We start from the raw sequence: 17,472 nt of genomic DNA, 5'->3' as shown, positions 1-17,472 counted from the left end.
CGGGCGGGCCCCCTCCGAATCGGAGGGGGCCCGCCCGTGTGGTGTGTGCCGTCGCCTCGCCGGTCAGGTCGCCGCGGTGATGTGGACCTTGAGCTGCTTCATCAGCGGCTGGTCGCTCTGGGTGCTGTAGTCGCACAGGGCGATCAGCACGTTCATCTCCGGCATGTAGCCCGCGGCGCAGCCGCGCGGCATGTCGTACGGGATGGCGAGGTAGCCGTCGAGGTAGCGGTGGCTGCCGTCCTTCGCCGTGGAGACGATGTTGACGGGGTCGAACTCGGAGAGGCCGCGCTCGCGCATGTCGTCCTCGTTCATGAAGACCAGCTCGCGCAGGTTCTTGATGCCCCGGTAGCGGTCGTTGTCCGAGTAGATCGTGGTGTTCCACTGGTCGTGCGAGCGCATGGTGCCGAGCGTCAGCATGCCCGGCGCGGGCACCACGTCCGGCAGCTTGGCGTGGGAGAACTCCGCCTTGCCGGACTCGGTGAGGAAGATCAGCTCACGGGCGGGCTGCTTGATGCGGAAGCCCAGCGGGAGCCGCACCCGGCGGTTGAAGTCCTCGAAGCCGTCCAGCACCTCGGACATGGTGTGGCGGATGCGGTCGTAGTCCTCGATGTACCACTCCCACGGCGTGGGGCTCGCGGGCAGGGCGGCGCGCGCCATGCCGGAGATGATGGCGGGCTCGGAGAGCAGGTGCTTGGAGGCCGGGCGCTTCATGCCGACCGACAGGTGGACCATGGACATCGAGTCCTCGACCGACATGCTCTGCACGCCGGTGCGCTGGTGGTCCTTGTCGGTGCGGGCGAGGCAGGGCAGGATCAGCGCCTCCTTGCCGTGCACGACGTGGCTGCGGTTCAGCTTGGTGCTCACCTGGACCGTGAGGTCGCAGTTGCGCAGCGCCTCGTAGCTGAACGGCGAGTCGGGCACCGCGAGGGCGAAGTTGCCGCCCATGCCGACGAACACCTTGACGTCGCCCCGGTTCATCGCCTGGAGCGTGCCGATGGTGTCGAGGCCGTGCTCGCGCGGCGGGTTGATCTTGCAGACCTCCGCCAGCCGGTCCAGGAACTGCGGCTCGGGGCGGTGGTCGATGCCGCAGGTGCGGTTGCCCTGGACGTTGCTGTGCCCGCGCACCGGGGACGGACCGGCGCCCTCGCGGCCCAGGTTGCCGCGCAGGAGCAGCAGGTTGACGATCTCGCGGACGGTGTCCACGCCGTGCTCGTGCTGGGTGACGCCCAGACACCAGCTGATGATGGAGCGGTCGGCGTCGGTGTAGATCCGCGCCGCCTTGAGGATGTCCGCGCGGCTGAGCCCGGACTGACGCTCCAGCTCCTCCCACGGGGTGGCCTCGCACAGCGCCCGGTACTCGTCGAAGCCGGCGGTGTGCCGTTGGATGAACTGGCTGTCGATGGCCTTGGGGTCGGTCTTCGCCTGCTCCAGGACCGCCTTGGCCATGCCGCGCAGCAGCGCCAGGTCGCCGCCGACCCGCACCTGGAGGTCCAGGGTGCTGGTCCGGGTGGCGTGGAAGGTGGCCATGTCCAGGAAGTCGTGCGGGATGATCGCCTTGGTGGCGCCCGCCTCGATGAACGGGTTGATGTGCACGACCTGCGCGCCGCGGTCGAACGCCTCGGTCAGCGAGGTGAGCATGCGGGGCGCGTTGGAGGCGACGTTGACGCCGATGATGAACAGGGCGTCCGTGGCCTCCCAGTCCTTCAGGTCGACCGTGCCCTTGCCGGTGCCGAGGGATGCCGTCAGGGCGCGTCCGCTGGCCTCGTGGCACATGTTGGAGCAGTCGGGCAGGTTGTTGGTGCCCAGCTCACGGGCCATCAACTGGTAGAGGAACGTGGCCTCGTTGCCGAGCCGCCCCGAGGTGTAGTACGACGCCTGGTTGGGGTTCTCCAGGTTGCGCAGGTGGCGTCCGACCAGTTCGAACGCGTCGTGCCAGGAGATCGGGACGTAGTGGTCGGTGGCCGCGTCGTAGACCATGGGCTCGGTGAGTCGGCCCTGGTCCTCCAGCTTGTAGTCGCTCCACTCGTGCATTTCGCTCACCGTGTGGCGGGCGAACATCTCACGGTCGGCCCTCTTGTGGGTCAGTTCCCACGTGACGTGCTTGATTCCGTTCTCACAGATGTCAAGCTTCAGGCCCTTGGTGTCATCCGGCCAGGCACATCCGGGACAGTCGAAACCACCGTTCTCGTGGTTCATCTTCATGATGGCCCGCGGGCCCTCGATCAGCGTTCCCTCGTCCAGCAGGAATTTGGTCACGCTCTTGGCGGCGCCCCATCCCGCGGCGGGGTGGTGGTAGGGGTGGAAGTACGGCTCCCCTTTGGGGATCGGGCCCACGCGGGGCTCGAGATCCGACTCCGCCTCCATCATCCGTGACTGTTCTTCGTCCAAGGTGCTCAAGGCTCTCACCCTTCCGCCGTCGCGGCGTGCGTCCATATCTCTATATGGAGCTCTAGGCCAGAGTATGTCGGCGTTTCAGCACCCGCCACGCGACGCGCAGCCCTTGAAAACAAAGGCCGAGCGGGGTTTTTCCGGGGGACCTCGTGAATTCTTTCCCGGACGTCAGCAAATCATTTCCCGAGGACAATTAACGGCACGGAATCCGATCCCGGCGACCGAGTTCCGTGCCGCAATACCGAGGCAATTCGACGGTTTATGCTCGCATATGCGACCCGGTCATGGAGCCGGGGTGACCGGCGCCGTCTCCTCGCGCCGCTGGGCCGCGAGCACCTGCTCACGGCGGGCCACGACGACCGCGGTTCCGGCCGCGCTCAGCGCGAAGGAGAGCAGGACCAGGCGGGGCCGGTCGAGCCGGTAGCCGATGAGGCGGTCCAGGGAGTAACGGCCGGGACCGGACAGGCCGATGCAGGTGGCGACGTAGCCGAGGTAGGCCGGGTACTCGTAGCCGCCCGCGGTGGCGAAGAACCCGTTGGGCACGTGCACGGAGACGGCGCCGCCCATCCCCCCGGCCACGGCGGCACCGGCGGCCGGGGTGGCAAGGCCGAGGGCGAGCAGGACCCCGCCGCCCAGCTCGGCCGAGCCGGACGCGATGGCGCTGGCCTTGCCGGGCTTGAAGCCCATGGACTCCATGAACTTGCCCGTGCCCTCGATGCCTCCGCCGCCGAACCAGCCGAGCAGCTTCTGCGCGCCGTGGACGGCCAGTACGCCGCCGGTGCCGAGGCGTACGGCCAGCAGTCCGAGGTCCTTGCGTCGGCCCATGGGGAGGTCCTTCCGTCTGCGGAGCGGTCCGAACTGCGCAACACGCTAGCGACCAACGGGGCCGTACGCCCCCCGAAAGACACGGACGAGGTCCGTCCCCCGCGGGCGTCCGGAGCAGATGGCCGGTGTCGTGGCGGCACGTTCCGGTGTCCGCGCTCTATCGTCGGCTTGCGTCCGCAGGCGGTGCGGTCCGGCGGCCGAACGTACGGTGCGGGCCCCTCGCCGCCGCCCGTTCGGCGGTTGCCGCCGACTGCACCTCTTGGAGTGGTATGGCTGCCGGGATGCCCCCGCACGCGTCCGGACCGAGGGTGAGCGCGTCGCGGTTGCTGGGGCGGTGGAAGCTGTGGCTGATGCCCGCCGTGCTCAGTTCCCTGGTCGCGCTGGTGCTGTCGCTGCTGTACATGGGCGGCATCCTCACCCCCGAGAGCAGCCTGCACCGGATGCCGGTGGCGCTGGTGAACCAGGACGAGGGCAAGCCGCTGCCGGGCCAGCAGGCCAACATCGGCACGCAGGCCGCCCGTTCGATCCTCTCCTCCGGCACCTCCGACGGCCGCGTCCGCTGGCGCCCGATGTCACGGGCGAAGGCCCAGGACCAGCTGGCGTCGGGCAAGGTGTACGGCGCCCTGGTCATCCCGGCGGACTTCACGGCGACCGTCGGCGCGCTGGCCACCGCGGACGCGAAGAGCCGCCCGGCGCTGACCACGCTGACCAACCCCGGCGTGGGCAGCCTGGCCTCCTCGCTGGCGGGCCGGATCACCCAGACCGCGGCGCACCGGGTGTCGGTCTCGGTCGGCGAGCAACTGTCGGCGTCCCCGCAGGTGAAGCGGGCGAGCGCGACGACCCGGCTGCTGGTCGCCGACCCGGTGGAGGTGCGTATCGAGGTGGGCCATCCCATCGGCGCGCACAGCGGTCTGGGGCTGAGCGCCTTCTACTACGCACTGCTGCTGGTGCTGGCCGGGTTCATCGGCGGCAACATCGTCCACAACGGCGTCGACAGCTCGCTCGGCTACGCGGACACCGAGATCGGCCCCTGGCACTCGCGCCGCCCGACGGTGGAGATCAGCCGGACCCAGACGCTGGTGCTGAAGATGGTGATGACGGCGGGACTCGCGCTGCTGACCACCTCGCTGATCATGCTGGCGACGATCGGCGTGCTGGGCATGGACGCCCCGCATCCGGGTCTGCTGTGGGTGTTCTCGTACTGCGCGGTGCTGACGGTGGGGCTCGGGGTGCAGGCGATCAACGCGGCCTTCGGCAGCCTGGGACAGCTCGTGTCGATGTTCGTCTTCATCGCGTTCGCGCTGCCGTCCTCGGGCGCCACCGTGCCGCTGGAGGCGGTGCCGGGGTTCTACCGGTTCCTCGGCGCCTTCGAGCCGATGCGTCAACTGGCGGCCGGGGTACGGGCGATCCTCTACTTCGACGCCCGCGCCGACGCCGGGCTGGGGCGCGGCTGGGTGATGATCGCGATCGGCTTCGTGGTGGCCCTGGCGTTCGGCTTCGCGGCGACCCGCTACTACGACCGCCGGGGCCTGCACCGGATGGTGCCGCAGCCGGGGTGAGCGCCCGCTACTCCGGCAGGCGCGGCGGCGTCGGGTCCAGGTACACCCGCTTGACGGCCGGGATGAGGGTGCGCAGCCGGGTCTCCGCCTCCTCGCAGGCCCACTCGATCTGGGCGGAGGTGGAGACGTCGCGGAAGTCGACCTTGGCGGCGATCAGGATCTCCCCCGGCCCCTGCACCAGGGTGGTCAGCTCCATCACGTCCTGGACGGCGTCCACGGAGCGCAGTTCGCGCAGTACGGCTTCCCGCATGGGCTTGGGCAGGGCGCGGCCGACGAGGAGTTCGGTGTTGGCGCGGCCGAGGATGTAGGCCACGACGACCAGCAGCACACCGATGAGGATGGAGGCGATGCCGTCGAAGACGCCGGAGCCGGTGAGTTGTCCGCCGAGCAGGCCGAGGGCGGCGAGCACCAGGCCGACGAGGGCGGCGGAGTCCTCCATGACGACGGCCTTCACGGCGGTGTCGGGGGTGTGCTGGAGGTAGCGGAGGATGGGCACCCGGAAGTGTTCGGCCCGGCCGGTGGCCTGCCGCCAGCCGGTGCGCAGCGACAGCCCTTCGAGGACGAAGGCGACGGCGAGCACGATGTAGGAGACCAGCGGGTTGCCGGGCTTCTCGTCGTGGGTGAGGGCGTGGATGCCGTCGTACACGGCGAAGACGCCGCCGCCGACGAAGGTGGCGACGGAGGCGAGCAGGGCCCAGATGTACCGCTCGGGGCCGTAGCCCAGCGGGTGGTCGTCGTCGGCGGGTTTCTTGCTGCGCTTGAGGGCGACGAAGAGCAGGGCCTCGGTGATGGTGTCGGCGACCGAGTGCCCGGCCTCGGCGAGCATGGCGCTGGAGCCGCTGAGGACACCGGCGACCGCCTTGGCGAGGGCGACGCCGAAGTTGGCGGCGGCCGCCACGAGCACGGTGAAGGTCGATCCACCCGCGCCGGGCCCGCCGGCCGAGCCGACGCGGGCGTCCAGGTAGGGGCCCTTGCCCGCGTTCGTCCCTCGTTCCATTCCGGGTTCACCCTGTTCGCTCATAGCCGGACAGTAGCCCTCTTCCGTGGCGGAGATCGCGGGGTGCCGCCACCCCAGGGTCGGTGGTGCGCCGCGCGGCGGCCAGCGTTGCCGGTCCGTACGGGGGATTCGGGGCCGGGCGGGTCCGGGTGCCGTTTCGGCCGGGCCCGGGCGCGGAACACCTTGCCCGCGCCGCGCTGTGACGGCCGCCTCCCGTGCCCGACGACGACAGGACGTGCAGATGCAGGGCTTCTCCCGTGAGCCGGGGACGCACGGACCGGTCACCGAGGTCCCCCCGGAGGGCCTGCGGAAGATCTACCGCTGGGCCGCGCTGATCGCCGTCGGCGGCTTCCTCTTCGGCTACGACACCGGGGTGGTCTCCGGCGCCCTGCTGTTCATCACCCGCGACTTCCACCTGTCGGCCGCCGAGCAGGGCACCATCGTCTCCGTCCTGCTGGTCGGCGCCATGGTGGGCGCGCTGCTCGCGGGCAGGCTCGCGGACGCCATCGGGCGCCAGAAGGCGGTGGCGCTGGAGGGTGCCGTCTTCATCCTCGGTACGGCGATCGCCGCGACCGCGCCGACGTACTGGCAGTTGCTGGTCGGCCGGGTCGTGCTCGGGCTCGCGGTGGGCGCGGCCTCGGCGACCGTGCCGGTGTACCTCTCGGAGATCTCCCCGACCGCGATCCGGGGCCGGGTGCTGAGCGCCAACCAGCTCATGATCACGGTGGGCATCCTGGTGTCGTATCTGATCGACCTGGCCTTCTCGGGCAGCGGGGACTGGCGGCTGATGTTCGCGCTCGGCGCGGTCCCGGCGTCCGTGCTGACGTTGTGCGCGCTGCTGGTGCTCCCGGAGTCGCTGCCCTGGCTGGTGCGCAAGGGCCGCTGGTCCGAGGCCCGCGAAGTGCTGACGCTGGTGCTGCCGAAGGACGAGGCGGAGCGGGTGGTGACCGGGCTGCGGCACCGGGACGGCGCCCACGCGCCCCGACCCGGCTGGCGGACGCTGCTCGGCCCGAAGGTGCGGCCGGCACTGATCGTGGGCGTGGTGATGGCCGTCATCCAGCAGTTCGGCGGCATCAACACGATCATCTATTACGCGCCGACGATCATCGAGAAGACCGGGCTCAGCGCCTCCAACTCGATCTTCTACTCGGTGTTCATCGGCGTCATCAACCTGGTGATGACCATCGTGGCGACCCGGCTGATCGACCGGACGGGACGGCGCACCCTGCTGCTGATCTCGCTGGCCGGGATGGCGGTGCTGGTCGCGCTGCTGGGCCTGAGCTTCATCGCGGGCTGGAACTCCGAGCTGTCCCTGCTGTGCATGATCCTGTACATCGCCGCCTACGCGGGCGGTCTCGGGCCCATCTTCTGGGTGCTGGTCGGCGAGGTGTTCCCGCCGTCCGTGCGGGCGCTGGGGTCGAGCACGGCGACGACCACCAACTGGATCTCCAACTTCGCGGTCAGCCAGGCGTTCCTGCCGGTGGCGGCCGCGATCGGGCAGGGTGAGACGTTCCTGGTGTTCGCGGCGATCTGCTTCTGCGGGCTGCTGTTCGTGGCCCGGTTCGTGCCGGAGACGAAGGACCGGTCCTTCGAGGAGGTCGACGCGGCCCTCCAGGCCCGGTTCGGGCGCTCCGGCCCGGCCGGGGACGACACCGGCCGCCGGGCCGGGGACCGCAGCCGGATCTGAGGGGTGGGAAAAGGGCCGGGCGCGGGAAAAGAGCCGGGCCCGGCCGCCTCGGGGTGAGGTGACCGGGCCCGGTGCGGCCGTCGTCTCAGGACTGGGGCCGGCTGCCGTGGTTGGCGCCGTTCTTGCGGCGGGCCTTCTTCTTGCGGCGTCGCTTCGAGGACATGCGAGCCTCCTTCTGGCGTGGTCGGGCACGTTCGGTGCGGGGACGGATGATCTCCTGCCCCGCGGTCCGGACACCATACATGCCGGTATGCCCCTCGAGCACAGTCGCCGGGGCGCACGCCCCGAGTCGCGCGCCGGGTCCGGGGCACGGACGATACGAGGGACCGAGAAAGGGGGCGCCGTCGTGCGCCCGCCGCCGGGGTGAGGAGCATCCGCCGATGGCCGGAACCTGGGAAGCCGACGCCCTGGTGATCTTCGGGGTGACCGGGGATCTCGCGCGCAAGATGACGTTCCCCGCGCTGTACAAGCTGGAGGGCCGGGGGCTGCTCGACTGCCCGGTGATCGGGGTCGGCCGACGGGAGATGAGCGACGAGGAGCTGGCCGGGCTGGTGCGTGCGTCGGTGGAGGAGGCGGAGGGGTCGGTCGACGCGGCGGTGTTCGACCGACTGACCGCACGGCTGGCGTATGTGTCCGGAGACCTCACCGCGCCCGAGACCTATGTGCGGCTGACCCAGGAGCTGGGGCGGCGCCGTCGCCCGCTGTTCTATCTGGAGACCCCGCCCTCGCTGTTCGCGCCGATCGTGGACCAGCTGGCGTCCGCCCGGCTGCTGGGGCAGGCGCGGGTGGCGCTGGAGAAGCCGTTCGGGCACGATCTGGCCTCGGCGCGCGCGCTGGACCGCAGGCTGACGGCGGTGCTGGACGAGAACCAGATCCTCCGGGTCGACCACTTCCTCGGCAAGGAACCCGTCATCGAGCTGGAGTACCTGCGGTTCGCCAACTCCGCTCTCGCCGAACTGTGGCACCGGGACAGCGTGGTCTCCATCCAGATCACGATGGCCGAGGAGTTCGGCGTCGAGGACCGCGGCGCCTTCTACGACCAAGTGGGCGCGCTGCGCGACGTGATCCAGAACCATCTGCTGCTGGTGCTGGCCCTGGTGGCGATGGACCCGCCGGTCGGGCCGAGCGCGACCGACCTGTGGGACAAGCGGATCGAGGTGCTGCGCGCCATGCCCGCCGCCGACGTCCACGAGTACGTGCGCGGCCAGTACCTCGGCTACCAGCAACTGCCGGGCGTGGCACCGGACTCGACCACGGAGACGTACGCGGCGCTCCGGCTGGAGATCAACAACTGGCGGTGGGCCGGGGTGCCGGTGTTCATCCGCGCGGGCAAGCGGCTTCCGGTGCGGGTGACCGAGGTGCGGCTGATCCTGCGCGAACCGCCCCGGCTCGGCTTCCTGCCCGACCCCGGCCGGGTCGCCGGGAACCAGATCGTGCTGCGCATCGACCCCGAGGCCGGGATGCGGCTCCAACTCTCGGCGCTGGACGAGGCGTCGACCTGGCGGCTGGTCCCGCTGGACACCATCTTCGCCCGCGAACTCGGCAAGCCGCTGGCCCCGTACGAGCGGCTGCTGTACGCGGCGCTGACCGGCGACGACAAGTACTTCGCGCCGCAGCGGGCGGTGGAGGAGTGCTGGCGCATCGTCCAGCCCCTGCTGACCTATCCCCCGCCGGTGCACCCCTATCCGCCGGGCTCCTGGGGCCCGCCGCAGGCCGACGCCCTGGTGGCGGGCAGCCCGCCCTGGCAGCGGCCCTGGGTGCCCGAGGTGCCGCCCGCTCCGGGGTCGCGCCAGTAGGGTGCTGCTGTCCAGCACTTCCTTCTGTAGCACTGGAGCGAGAATGACCGGTGACCCCGAGCCGATCAGCGCCGCCGCACGCGAGGCGCTCGAGCAGGAACTGTCCGATCTGCATGAGGAGCGCAAGACGGTCGCCGCGACGCTGAAGGACTCCGACGAGGTCGGCGACCGCGCCGACCAGGCCGACGAGATCCAGCGGGCCGACCAGCTGAACCGGCTGGACGAACGTATCGACCGGGTCGAGGACCGGCTGCGCCAGGCGGACATCGGGGGTCCGGTGTCCACCGACGTGGTCGGGGTGGGCACGACGGTCACCGTCCGGTTCGCGGACGACACCACGGAGACGCTGCACATCGGCGAGATCGCCGACGCCCGCGACCCGAAGCTCGTCACGTCGGACAGCCCGCTGGGCCGCGCGCTCATGGGCCGCGTCCCCGGCGACTCGGTCAGCTACGACGCCCCGGACGGCGAGGCAACCGCGGTCGTGGTCTCCCTGGGCGCGCCCGGCGACAAGGGCTGAGAGCACACACGACGAAGAGCCTGGGCAGACCGGACGCGATGTCCGGTCCGCCCAGGCTCTCGTCGTCGGCGGGGTCAGTCGTAGTGCGACGGCGGGAAGGGGTCCTCCTCCTCGCGTTGGCGGCGCGTCAGGTCACCCGTGTCCACCTCGCCCCGGTCCACCTGGCGGTCGATCTCGGCGCGTTCCTGCTCGTAACTCCGCTCGGGGCTCTCCTGCTCCCGGACGGGCAGGCCGACGTCGCGCCGGTCCTCCTGGGTGCGTTCCTGCAGCTGCGGCTCGTCCGGACGGCGCGGCAGGCCGCGGCCGTGACCGTAGTCGGGGTCGCCCTCGACTTCCTTGTTGGACTTGTGGTGGTGCGCCATGGGGTTCTCCTTGCCGCCGTCAGTCCTTCTTCGCGTCGGCGTCCTTGGTACCGGCGTCCTTCGCGTCGGCGTCCTTGGTGTCGGCCTTCTTCTTGCCGCCGGACGCGGTCTTCTTGGCGGCCGCCTTCTTCCCGGCGGGCTCGTCGCCCTTGTCGCCCTTCTCCGACTTCTCGGCCTTCTTGTCGCCCGGGCCCCGCACGGTGACGTGCAGCGAGTCGTCCTTGACGTCGGCGACGATGGTGTCACCGGGCTCGGTCTGACCGCTGAGCAGCAGCTCGGCGATGCGGTTGTCCAGCTCGGACTGGATCGTGCGGCGCAGCGGCCGGGCACCGAACTCCGGCTGGTTGCCGTGCGCGATGAGCAGCTTCTTCGCCGCCTCGGTGACCTCCAGGTGCAACCCCTGGGACTCCACCCGGCGCCGGGTCTGCTCCAGCAGGTGGTCGACGATCTGGGAGAGGTCGTCCTCGGTGAGGCTGTGGAAGATGATGATGTCGTCGATCCGGTTGAGGAACTCCGGCAGGAAGCGGCCGCGCAGCTCCTCCAGCAGCTCGTCCTTGATCTCGGACACGTCGCCCTGGTGCGCCAGGATCAGATGGGCGCCGATGTTCGACGTCATGATGATCACGGTGTGCCGGAAGTCGACGGTACGGCCCTGCCCGTCGGTCAGCCGCCCGTCGTCCAGGATCTGCAGCAGCGTGCTGAAGACATCCGGGTGCGCCTTCTCGATCTCGTCGAAGAGGATCACGCTGTACGGCTGGCGGCGGACCTTCTCGGTGAGCTGCCCGGCCTCCTCGTAGCCGACGTATCCGGGAGGCGCGCCGACCAGGCGGGAGACGGTGTGCTTCTCCTGGAACTCGCTCATGTCGAAGCGGATCATGCGGTCCTCGTCGCCGAACAGCAGCTCGGCGAGGGCCTTGGCGAGTTCGGTCTTGCCGACACCCGTGGGGCCGAGGAAGAGGAAGGAGCCCACCGGGCGGTCGGGGTCGCCCATTCCGGCGCGGTTGCGGCGCACGGCCTGGGAGACGGCGGTGACGGCCTCGTTCTGCCCGACGATGCGGGCGTGCATCTCCTCCTCCAGCTTCAGCAGCCGCTCCTTCTCGCTGGCGGTGAGCTGGGAGACGGGGATGCCGGTACGGCGGGAGACGATGTCCGCGATGTCGTTCGGGGTGACGGTGATGACGCCCTCGCGGCGCTCCTCGATCCCGGCGACCTCGCCCTCGACCTCGGCGATCTTGCCCTTGATGTCGTTCGCCTTCTCGTAGTCCTGGCCCGAGACGGCCTCGTCCAGCTCGCGCCGCAGCTTGGCGATCTTGTCCTCGCGGGCGACGACCTCGGTGGAGCGGGCCGCGCTGCGCAGCCGGACGCGGGCACCGGCCTGGTCCATCAGGTCGATGGCCTTGTCCGGGAGGAAGCGGTCGGTGATGTACCGGTCGGAGAGCCCGGCGCAGGCTTCCAGCGCGGAGTTCTCGAAGCGGACCTGGTGGTGGGCCTCGTAGGCGTCGCGCAGCCCTTCGAGGATCAGCACGGTCTCCGCGACGCTCGGCTCCGGCACCATGACGGGCTGGAAGCGGCGCTCCAGGGCGGCGTCCTTCTCGACGTACTTGCGGTACTCGTCGATGGTGGTCGCGCCGACCACGTGCAGTTCACCGCGGGCGAGGGCGGGCTTGAGGATGTTGCCCGCGTCCATCGAGCCCTCACCGGTGGCACCGGCGCCGACGACGGTGTGCAGTTCGTCGATGAAGAGGATGATCTCGCCCTCGGACGCCTGGACGTCCTCGATGACCTTCTTCAGCCGCTCCTCGAACTGGCCGCGGTACTGGGCACCGGCGACCAGGCCGGACATGTCGAGGGCGACGACCCGCTTGTCCTTCAGGGTCTCGGGGACGTCCCCGATGACGATGCGCTGGGCGAGGCCCTCCACGATGGCGGTCTTGCCGACGCCGGGCTCGCCGATGAGGACCGGGTTGTTCTTGGAGCGGCGGGAGAGGATCTCGACCGTCTGCTCGATCTCGTCGGCGCGTCCGACCACCGGGTCCAGCTTGCCCTGCTTGGCCTCCTCGGTGAGGTCGCGGCCGAACTCGTCCAGGGTGCTGGTGGGTCCGCCGGCGCCCTTGCCCTGGTCCTGCCGGGCGGCCTGCTCGGTGCGCGACGCCAGCTTCCTGCCGTCGACGCCCTCGGCGGTCAGCAGGCGTCCGGCGCCGGAGTCGGCGTCGTCCAGCAGCGCGGCGAGGATGTGCTCCGGGCCGATGTAGGAGTTGCCGGCCGCCTGGGACTGTGCGAAGGCGTCGGCGAGGGTGCGCTTGGCGGCGGGGGTGAGGCCCGGCTCGGCGGACGGGGTGCCGGACTCGGCGGGCAGCACCGCGTCGATCTGGTCGGCGAGCTTGTCGGGGTCGACCCCGGCCTGGGCGAGCAGCCTGCGCGAGGGCTCGACCTTGGTGCAGGCCCACAGGAGCTGCTGGGTGTCCAGGTCGGAGGTGCCGTCCTCCTCGGCCTTCTGCGCGGCCAGGTTGAGCAGTTCCTGCGAGGACTCCGTCAGCAGCCGTCCGATGGGAACTCGCTGTACCGCGGGGGGCGATGACGCCGGTGACATGCCGAAGAACCGGTTCAGCAGGTCGCTGAAAGGGTCGGAGGAACCGAACGGTGAACCGAACGACATCGACATGGCAGCTCCTGGGGCGCGACGGATCAGGTTTTCACTGAACCGCGATGTCCAGGGCCTCGCAACCCGAGGAAGTTAGCTCCCCCAAGGGTTTTCCGGGTTTCCCTCACCCATTTGCCAGGGCCTTGCTGCCGGTGTCGAGCGGGTTGTGCACACTCCTTATATGCACGCGAGAAGCAGAGGAGTCCGGGCATGAGCGAACGTGCGGGCGTTGCGAGGTCGGCCTGGTGGGCCGGACACGATCCCGTGGTGGAGCTCCAGCAGTTGTGGGGCGAGGTCAGCCGCCTGGTGGAGCAGTCCGCGCAGCCCACCGAGCCGACCCGGCACTGGATGCCGCTGGTCGAGGAGGAGGACGCGGGCGACTCCTATCTGGTCCGCGCCGAATTGCCCGGCATTCCGCGGGAGAGCGTGAACATCGAGGTCGACGGCCGCGAACTGCACATTCACGGCGCGCTCGACGAGAACACCGAGGGCAACGCCCTGCGCCGCAGGTCGGGGAGTTTCTCCTACGGGGTACGGGTACCCGGTGACGTGAATGTCGAGGCGGTACAGGCCGATCTCTCCGACGGCGTACTGACGGTCCGGCTGCCCAAATCCCAGGCGGCGACCCGGCGCACGATCGAGATCGGTTTCTGAGAAGTCCGCACATTCGAAAGCGGTCGGCTCCCATGAAAAGGGCCGACCGCTTTCGTGTGCCCGTTAAGCGGTGGGCGTCACCACGACGTTGACGTTCTTCATCAGCGGCTGGTCGCTCTGGGTGCTGTAGTCGCCGATCGCGCAGAGCACGTTCATCTCCGGCATGTACCCGGCGGCGCACCCCTGCGGGATGTCGTAGGGGATCACCTTGTAGCCGTGGACGCTGCGCTTGCTGCCGTCCTTGGCGATGCTGGTGATGTCGACCTCGTCGAAGAGCTTCAGCCCGCGCTCGGCCATGTCCTCCTTGTTCATGAAGATCAGGGTGCGCAGGTTCTTGACCCCCCGGTAGCGGTCGTCGTCCGAGTAGATCGTGGTGTTCCACTGGTCGTGGGAGCGCATCGTGCCGAGCTTGAGCATGCCCGGCTCGGGGATGACGTCGGTCAGATGGGCGCTGGAGAACTCGGCGCGTTCGGAGGAGGTGCGGAAGACGAGTTCCCGGGCGGGCTGCTTGATGCGGAAGCCCAGCGGCAGCCGGACCCGGCGGTTGAAGTCCTCGAAGCCCTCCAGCGCCTTGGCCATGGTGTCGCGGATGCGGTCGTAGTCCTCGACGTACCACTCCCAGGGGGTGGCGCTGTCGGGCAGCGCGGCCCGTGCCATCCCGGCGATGATCGCGGGCTCGGAGAGCAGGTGCTTGGAGGCGGGGCGCTTCATGCCGACCGAGAGGTGGACCATGGACATCGAGTCCTCGACCGAGGTGCCCTGCTCGCCGGTGAGCTGCGCGTCCTTCTCGGTGCGGCCGAGGCAGGGCAGGATGAGCGCCTGCTTGCCGTGGACCAGGTGGCTGCGGTTGAGCTTGGTGCTGACCTGCACCGTCAGCTCGCACTTGCGCAGCGCGTCGAAGGTGTAGACGCTGTCCGGCGCGGCGAGGGCGAAGTTGCCGCCCATGCCGACGAACACCTTCACGTCGCCGGTGTGCATGGCCTCGATGGTGTTGACGGTGTCCAGGCCGTGCTCGCGGGGCGGGTCGATCTTGCAGACGTCGGCGAGGCGGTCCAGGAACTCCTTGGACGGCCGGTGGTCGATGCCGCAGGTGCGGTTGCCCTGCACGTTGCTGTGCCCGCGCACCGGGGACGGACCGGCGCCCTCACGGCCCAGGTTGCCGCGCAGCAGCAGGACGTTGACGATCTCGCGGACGGTGTCCACGCCGTGCTCGTGCTGGGTGACGCCCAGGCACCAGCTGAAGATGGAGCGGTCGGCGTCGCGGTAGATGCGGGCGGCCGCCTCGATCTCGGCCCGGCCGAGCCCGGACTGCAGCTCCAGCTCCTCCCACGGCGTGGCCTCGACGACGGCCCGGTACTCGGCGAAGCCCGAGGTGTGCCGGTCGATGAACTCCTGGTCCAGCGCCTTGGGGTTGGTCTCCGACTCCGCGAAGATCGCCTTGGCCATGCCGCGCAGCAGCGCCATGTCGCCGCCGATGCGCGGCTGGAGGTTGAGCGAGCTGGTGGGGGTCGCGCGGTTGAGCGCCATGTCCACGAAGTCGTGCGGGATGATCGTGCGGGTCGCGGCGGCCTCGACCAGCGGGTTGATGTGCACGATCTTCGCGCCGCGCTTGTACGCCTCGGCGAGCGAGGTGAGCATGCGGGGGGCGTTGGAGGCGGCGTTGACGCCGATGATGAACAGGGCGTCGGTCTTCTCCCAGTCCTCCAGGTCGACGGTGCCCTTGCCGGTGCCGAGGGCGGCCTGCATGGCCCGGCCGCTGGCCTCGTGGCACATGTTGGAGCAGTCGGGCAGGTTGTTGGTGCCCAGCTCGCGCGCCATCAACTGGTAGAGGAAGGTGGCCTCGTTGCCGAGCCGTCCGGAGGTGTAGTACGACGCCTGGTCGGGGCTGTCGAGTCCGCGCAGGGTGCTGCCGACCAGTTCGAAGGCGTCCTGCCAGGAGATGGGGACGTAGGTGTCGGTGTCCGCGTCGTAGCGCATGGGGTGGGTGAGGCGGCCCTGGTCCTCCAGCGCGGCGTCGCTCCAGGTGGCGAGTTCGCTGACGGTGTGGGCGGCGAAGAAGGCGGGGCCGACGCGCTTGTGGGTCATCTCCCACGTGACGTGCTTGATGCCGTTCTCGCAGATGTCGAGCCTGAGGCCCTTGAGGTCGTCCGGCCAGGCGCAGCCGGGGCAGTCGAAGCCCTTGCCCTCGTGGTTCATCTTCTGGATGGCCTTGGGGCCCTCGAGGAGTTCGCGCTCACGTATCAGGAAGCGCGTGACGCTCTTGGCGGCGCCCCAGCCTGCCGCCGGGTGGTGGTAGGGCTGGAACTCCGGGGCCCGCTTCTCGGCGTCTTCGGTGGGTCGTCCCGACGTGTCTTGGCTCATCACAACTCCCTGTGTTCCAGGCCGACTCGCTGCGTGCACATGACGCGAGTGCCGCCCAGCCTAGGACACTTGGGCGCGGCCGTGACCAGGAACGGCGTCGCCCCACGGCGCGCGTGCGGCGTGGGGCGACGGCAAGTGCCTGTACAGGGAACCTTTTTGGCGGGGTTACCGCTCCTCGCGGTTCTCCGAGTGGTGGAAGCCGGTCTCGGCCTTGCGGTCCCTGACCATCGGGTGCGGCTGGTCGCGGAGTTCGGGCAGCAGCCGGGCGAGGTCGCGCGCGAACAGGTCGGCGAGGTCGCGGGTGAAGCCGTTGCGGCACACCACCCGCATCACGGCGAGGTCCTGGCGGTCGGGCGGGAAGGTGTACGCGGGCACCAGCCAGCCGGTCTCCCGCATCCGGCGGGAGATGTCGAAGACGTCGTACGACGTGACGTGGTCGGCGGTGGTGAAGGCGAACACCGGCAGCTGGTTCCCTCGGGTCAGCAGTTTGAAGTCGCCCATGTCCTCGACCTTCTGGGCCAGCGACATGGCGACGTCGCGGGTGGCCTGCTGGACCGCGCGGAAGCCCTCGCGGCCCAGGCGCAGGAAGGTGTAGTACTGCGCGATGACCTGGGAGCCGGGGCGGGAGAAGTTGAGGGCGAAGGTCGGCATGTCGCCGCCGAGGTAGTTGACCCGGAAGATCAGGTCCTCGGGCAGCGCCGCCTTGTCCCGCCACAGCGCCCAGCCGACGCCGGGGTAGACCAGGCCGTACTTGTGGCCGGAGGTGTTGATCGAGGCGACGCGCGGGAGCCGGAAGTCCCATTCGAGGTCGGGGTCGAGGAACGGGGCGATCATGGCACCGGACGCGCCGTCGACATGGACCGGGATGTCGATGCCGGTGCGCTCCTGGTAGTCGTCGAGGGCGGCGCACAGCTGGGCGATGGGCTCGTAGGAGCCGTCGAAGGTGGAGCCGAGGATGCCGACGACGCCGATGGTGTTCTCGTCGCACAGCTCGACCGCCTCATGCGGGTCGAGGTGGAACCGGTCGCCCTTCATGGGGAGTTGGCGTGCCTCCACCTCCCAGTAGTTGCAGAACTTCTCCCAGCAGACCTGGGCGTTGATGCCGAGGACCAGGTTGGGGCGGGCGCTGCCGGGATAGCGGTCGGCGTTGCGCTGGGTCCAGCGGCGCTTCATGGCGAGCCCGCCGAGCATGCACGCCTCGCTGGACCCGGTGGTCGAACAGCCCACGGCCTGCGAGGGATCGGGGGCGTTCCACAGGTCGGCGAGCATCGCCACGCAGCGCTGCTCCAGGGCCGCGGTGCGCGGGTACTCGTCCTTGTCGATGATGTTCTTGTCCCGCGACTCCCCCATCAGCCGCCCGGCCTGGGGTTCCATCCAGGTGGTGACGAAGGTGGCGAGGTTGAGCCGGGCGTTGCCGTCGAGCATCAGCTCGTCGTGGACCACCTGGTAGGCGGTGTCGGGGGCCAACGGCCGTTCCGCCAGGCGGTGCTTGGGCGGGTCCTCGGTCATTCCGCTGACCGGGTTCGCCTGCCCGAAGAACGGGTTGACGGCGAGGGCGGGTTCGTCGGGCTGCTGGGAAGTGCCGTGCGAGAGAGGCGACATGAGTGCTTCCTGTTTCCGATCAGCGTCCGCTGGCAGGGGGTCGGGGGTGCGCCGGAACGAACGGACGGCACCGGCCC

At 70.0% G+C, this 17,472-nt stretch carries 13 protein-coding genes; 5 read left to right on the top strand and 8 right to left on the bottom strand.

All coding sequences use genetic code 11. The features are described 5' to 3' along the window. Positions 1-63: 63 nt before the first annotated feature. The gene (locus ACIPPM_RS29310; RefSeq protein WP_401453461.1) at positions 64-2,367 is read right to left on the bottom strand and encodes an FdhF/YdeP family oxidoreductase; all 2,304 of its coding nucleotides are present in this window, start codon (positions 2,365-2,367) and stop codon (positions 64-66) included. A gap of 306 nt (positions 2,368-2,673) precedes the next feature. Continuing rightward, a complete protein-coding gene (locus tag ACIPPM_RS29305; protein ID WP_401453204.1) occupies positions 2,674-3,216 on the bottom strand; it encodes a DoxX family protein in 543 nt (180 codons plus the stop codon). Between the two features lie 269 nt (positions 3,217-3,485). Here ACIPPM_RS29305 and ACIPPM_RS29300 point away from each other — a divergent pair, with 269 nt between their 5' ends. Beyond that, entirely contained in the window at positions 3,486-4,775 is a 1,290-nt protein-coding gene (locus tag ACIPPM_RS29300) for a YhgE/Pip domain-containing protein (RefSeq protein WP_401453202.1), read from the top strand. Between the two features lie 7 nt (positions 4,776-4,782). Here ACIPPM_RS29300 and ACIPPM_RS29295 read toward each other — a convergent pair whose 3' ends face one another. Beyond that, positions 4,783-5,772, bottom strand: coding sequence for a cation diffusion facilitator family transporter (locus ACIPPM_RS29295; RefSeq protein WP_401453200.1), 990 nt, complete (start codon positions 5,770-5,772; stop codon positions 4,783-4,785). Positions 5,773-6,013: 241 nt separating this feature from the next. On the opposite strand from ACIPPM_RS29295, the gene ACIPPM_RS29290 reads away from it, so the two are divergent. Continuing rightward, positions 6,014-7,459: a sugar porter family MFS transporter gene (locus tag ACIPPM_RS29290; RefSeq protein WP_401453198.1), complete on the top strand. Its 1,446-nt coding sequence runs from the start codon at positions 6,014-6,016 to the stop codon at positions 7,457-7,459. Between the two features lie 85 nt (positions 7,460-7,544). Here ACIPPM_RS29290 and ACIPPM_RS29285 read toward each other — a convergent pair whose 3' ends face one another. Then, positions 7,545-7,622: a 50S ribosomal protein bL37 gene (locus ACIPPM_RS29285; protein WP_370443954.1), complete on the bottom strand. Its 78-nt coding sequence runs from the start codon at positions 7,620-7,622 to the stop codon at positions 7,545-7,547. A gap of 217 nt (positions 7,623-7,839) precedes the next feature. Here ACIPPM_RS29285 and ACIPPM_RS29280 point away from each other — a divergent pair, with 217 nt between their 5' ends. Both ACIPPM_RS29280 and ACIPPM_RS29275 read left to right on the top strand, forming a co-directional pair. Next, positions 7,840-9,255: a glucose-6-phosphate dehydrogenase gene (locus ACIPPM_RS29280; RefSeq protein WP_401453196.1), complete on the top strand. Its 1,416-nt coding sequence runs from the start codon at positions 7,840-7,842 to the stop codon at positions 9,253-9,255. Between the two features lie 43 nt (positions 9,256-9,298). Then, complete coding sequence (locus ACIPPM_RS29275) at positions 9,299-9,775, top strand: GreA/GreB family elongation factor (RefSeq protein WP_401453194.1); 477 nt, start codon at positions 9,299-9,301, stop codon at positions 9,773-9,775. Positions 9,776-9,849: 74 nt separating this feature from the next. On the opposite strand, the gene ACIPPM_RS29270 is transcribed toward ACIPPM_RS29275, so the two are convergent. Then, the gene (locus ACIPPM_RS29270) at positions 9,850-10,137 is read right to left on the bottom strand and encodes a hypothetical protein (RefSeq protein ID WP_393597613.1); all 288 of its coding nucleotides are present in this window, start codon (positions 10,135-10,137) and stop codon (positions 9,850-9,852) included. 19 nt (positions 10,138-10,156) lie between these two features. After that, complete coding sequence (locus ACIPPM_RS29265) at positions 10,157-12,799, bottom strand: ATP-dependent Clp protease ATP-binding subunit (protein ID WP_401453191.1); 2,643 nt, start codon at positions 12,797-12,799, stop codon at positions 10,157-10,159. A 189-nt stretch (positions 12,800-12,988) separates the two neighbouring features. On the opposite strand from ACIPPM_RS29265, the gene ACIPPM_RS29260 reads away from it, so the two are divergent. Next, positions 12,989-13,432, top strand: coding sequence for an Hsp20/alpha crystallin family protein (locus ACIPPM_RS29260; RefSeq protein WP_401453189.1), 444 nt, complete (start codon positions 12,989-12,991; stop codon positions 13,430-13,432). Between the two features lie 63 nt (positions 13,433-13,495). Here ACIPPM_RS29260 and ACIPPM_RS29255 read toward each other — a convergent pair whose 3' ends face one another. Together ACIPPM_RS29255 and ACIPPM_RS29250 are read right to left on the bottom strand one after the other, a co-directional pair. After that, positions 13,496-15,793: an FdhF/YdeP family oxidoreductase gene (locus tag ACIPPM_RS29255; protein WP_401453187.1), complete on the bottom strand. Its 2,298-nt coding sequence runs from the start codon at positions 15,791-15,793 to the stop codon at positions 13,496-13,498. Positions 15,794-15,958: 165 nt separating this feature from the next. Next, positions 15,959-17,395, bottom strand: a complete 1,437-nt coding sequence (locus tag ACIPPM_RS29250; RefSeq protein ID WP_401453185.1) for a glutamate decarboxylase — start codon at positions 17,393-17,395, stop codon at positions 15,959-15,961. Between the last annotated feature and the right edge of the window lie 77 nt (positions 17,396-17,472).

This window comes from Streptomyces sp. NPDC090119, assembly GCF_044747085.1.
Taxonomy (GTDB): domain Bacteria; phylum Actinomycetota; class Actinomycetes; order Streptomycetales; family Streptomycetaceae; genus Streptomyces.
Note: the sequence above shows the minus strand (reverse complement) of the source record. Positions and strands in the feature narration are given on the sequence as shown.

Excerpts from the sequence above, each read along its gene's own strand:
- ACIPPM_RS29265 (WP_401453191.1), bottom strand. The coding sequence starts at position 12,799 with ATGTCGATGTCGTTCGGTTCACCGTTCGGTTCCTCCGACCCTTTCAGC.
- ACIPPM_RS29260 (WP_401453189.1), top strand. The coding sequence starts at position 12,989 with ATGAGCGAACGTGCGGGCGTTGCGAGGTCGGCCTGGTGGGCCGGACAC.
- ACIPPM_RS29310 (WP_401453461.1), bottom strand. The coding sequence starts at position 2,367 with ATGATGGAGGCGGAGTCGGATCTCGAGCCCCGCGTGGGCCCGATCCCC.
- ACIPPM_RS29305 (WP_401453204.1), bottom strand. The coding sequence starts at position 3,216 with ATGGGCCGACGCAAGGACCTCGGACTGCTGGCCGTACGCCTCGGCACC.
- ACIPPM_RS29275 (WP_401453194.1), top strand. The coding sequence starts at position 9,299 with ATGACCGGTGACCCCGAGCCGATCAGCGCCGCCGCACGCGAGGCGCTC.
- ACIPPM_RS29295 (WP_401453200.1), bottom strand. The coding sequence starts at position 5,772 with ATGGAACGAGGGACGAACGCGGGCAAGGGCCCCTACCTGGACGCCCGC.
- ACIPPM_RS29300 (WP_401453202.1), top strand. The coding sequence starts at position 3,486 with ATGGCTGCCGGGATGCCCCCGCACGCGTCCGGACCGAGGGTGAGCGCG.
- ACIPPM_RS29290 (WP_401453198.1), top strand. The coding sequence starts at position 6,014 with ATGCAGGGCTTCTCCCGTGAGCCGGGGACGCACGGACCGGTCACCGAG.
- ACIPPM_RS29255 (WP_401453187.1), bottom strand. The coding sequence starts at position 15,793 with ATGAGCCAAGACACGTCGGGACGACCCACCGAAGACGCCGAGAAGCGG.
- ACIPPM_RS29285 (WP_370443954.1), bottom strand. The coding sequence starts at position 7,622 with ATGTCCTCGAAGCGACGCCGCAAGAAGAAGGCCCGCCGCAAGAACGGC.
- ACIPPM_RS29280 (WP_401453196.1), top strand. The coding sequence starts at position 7,840 with ATGGCCGGAACCTGGGAAGCCGACGCCCTGGTGATCTTCGGGGTGACC.
- ACIPPM_RS29270 (WP_393597613.1), bottom strand. The coding sequence starts at position 10,137 with ATGGCGCACCACCACAAGTCCAACAAGGAAGTCGAGGGCGACCCCGAC.
- ACIPPM_RS29250 (WP_401453185.1), bottom strand. The coding sequence starts at position 17,395 with ATGTCGCCTCTCTCGCACGGCACTTCCCAGCAGCCCGACGAACCCGCC.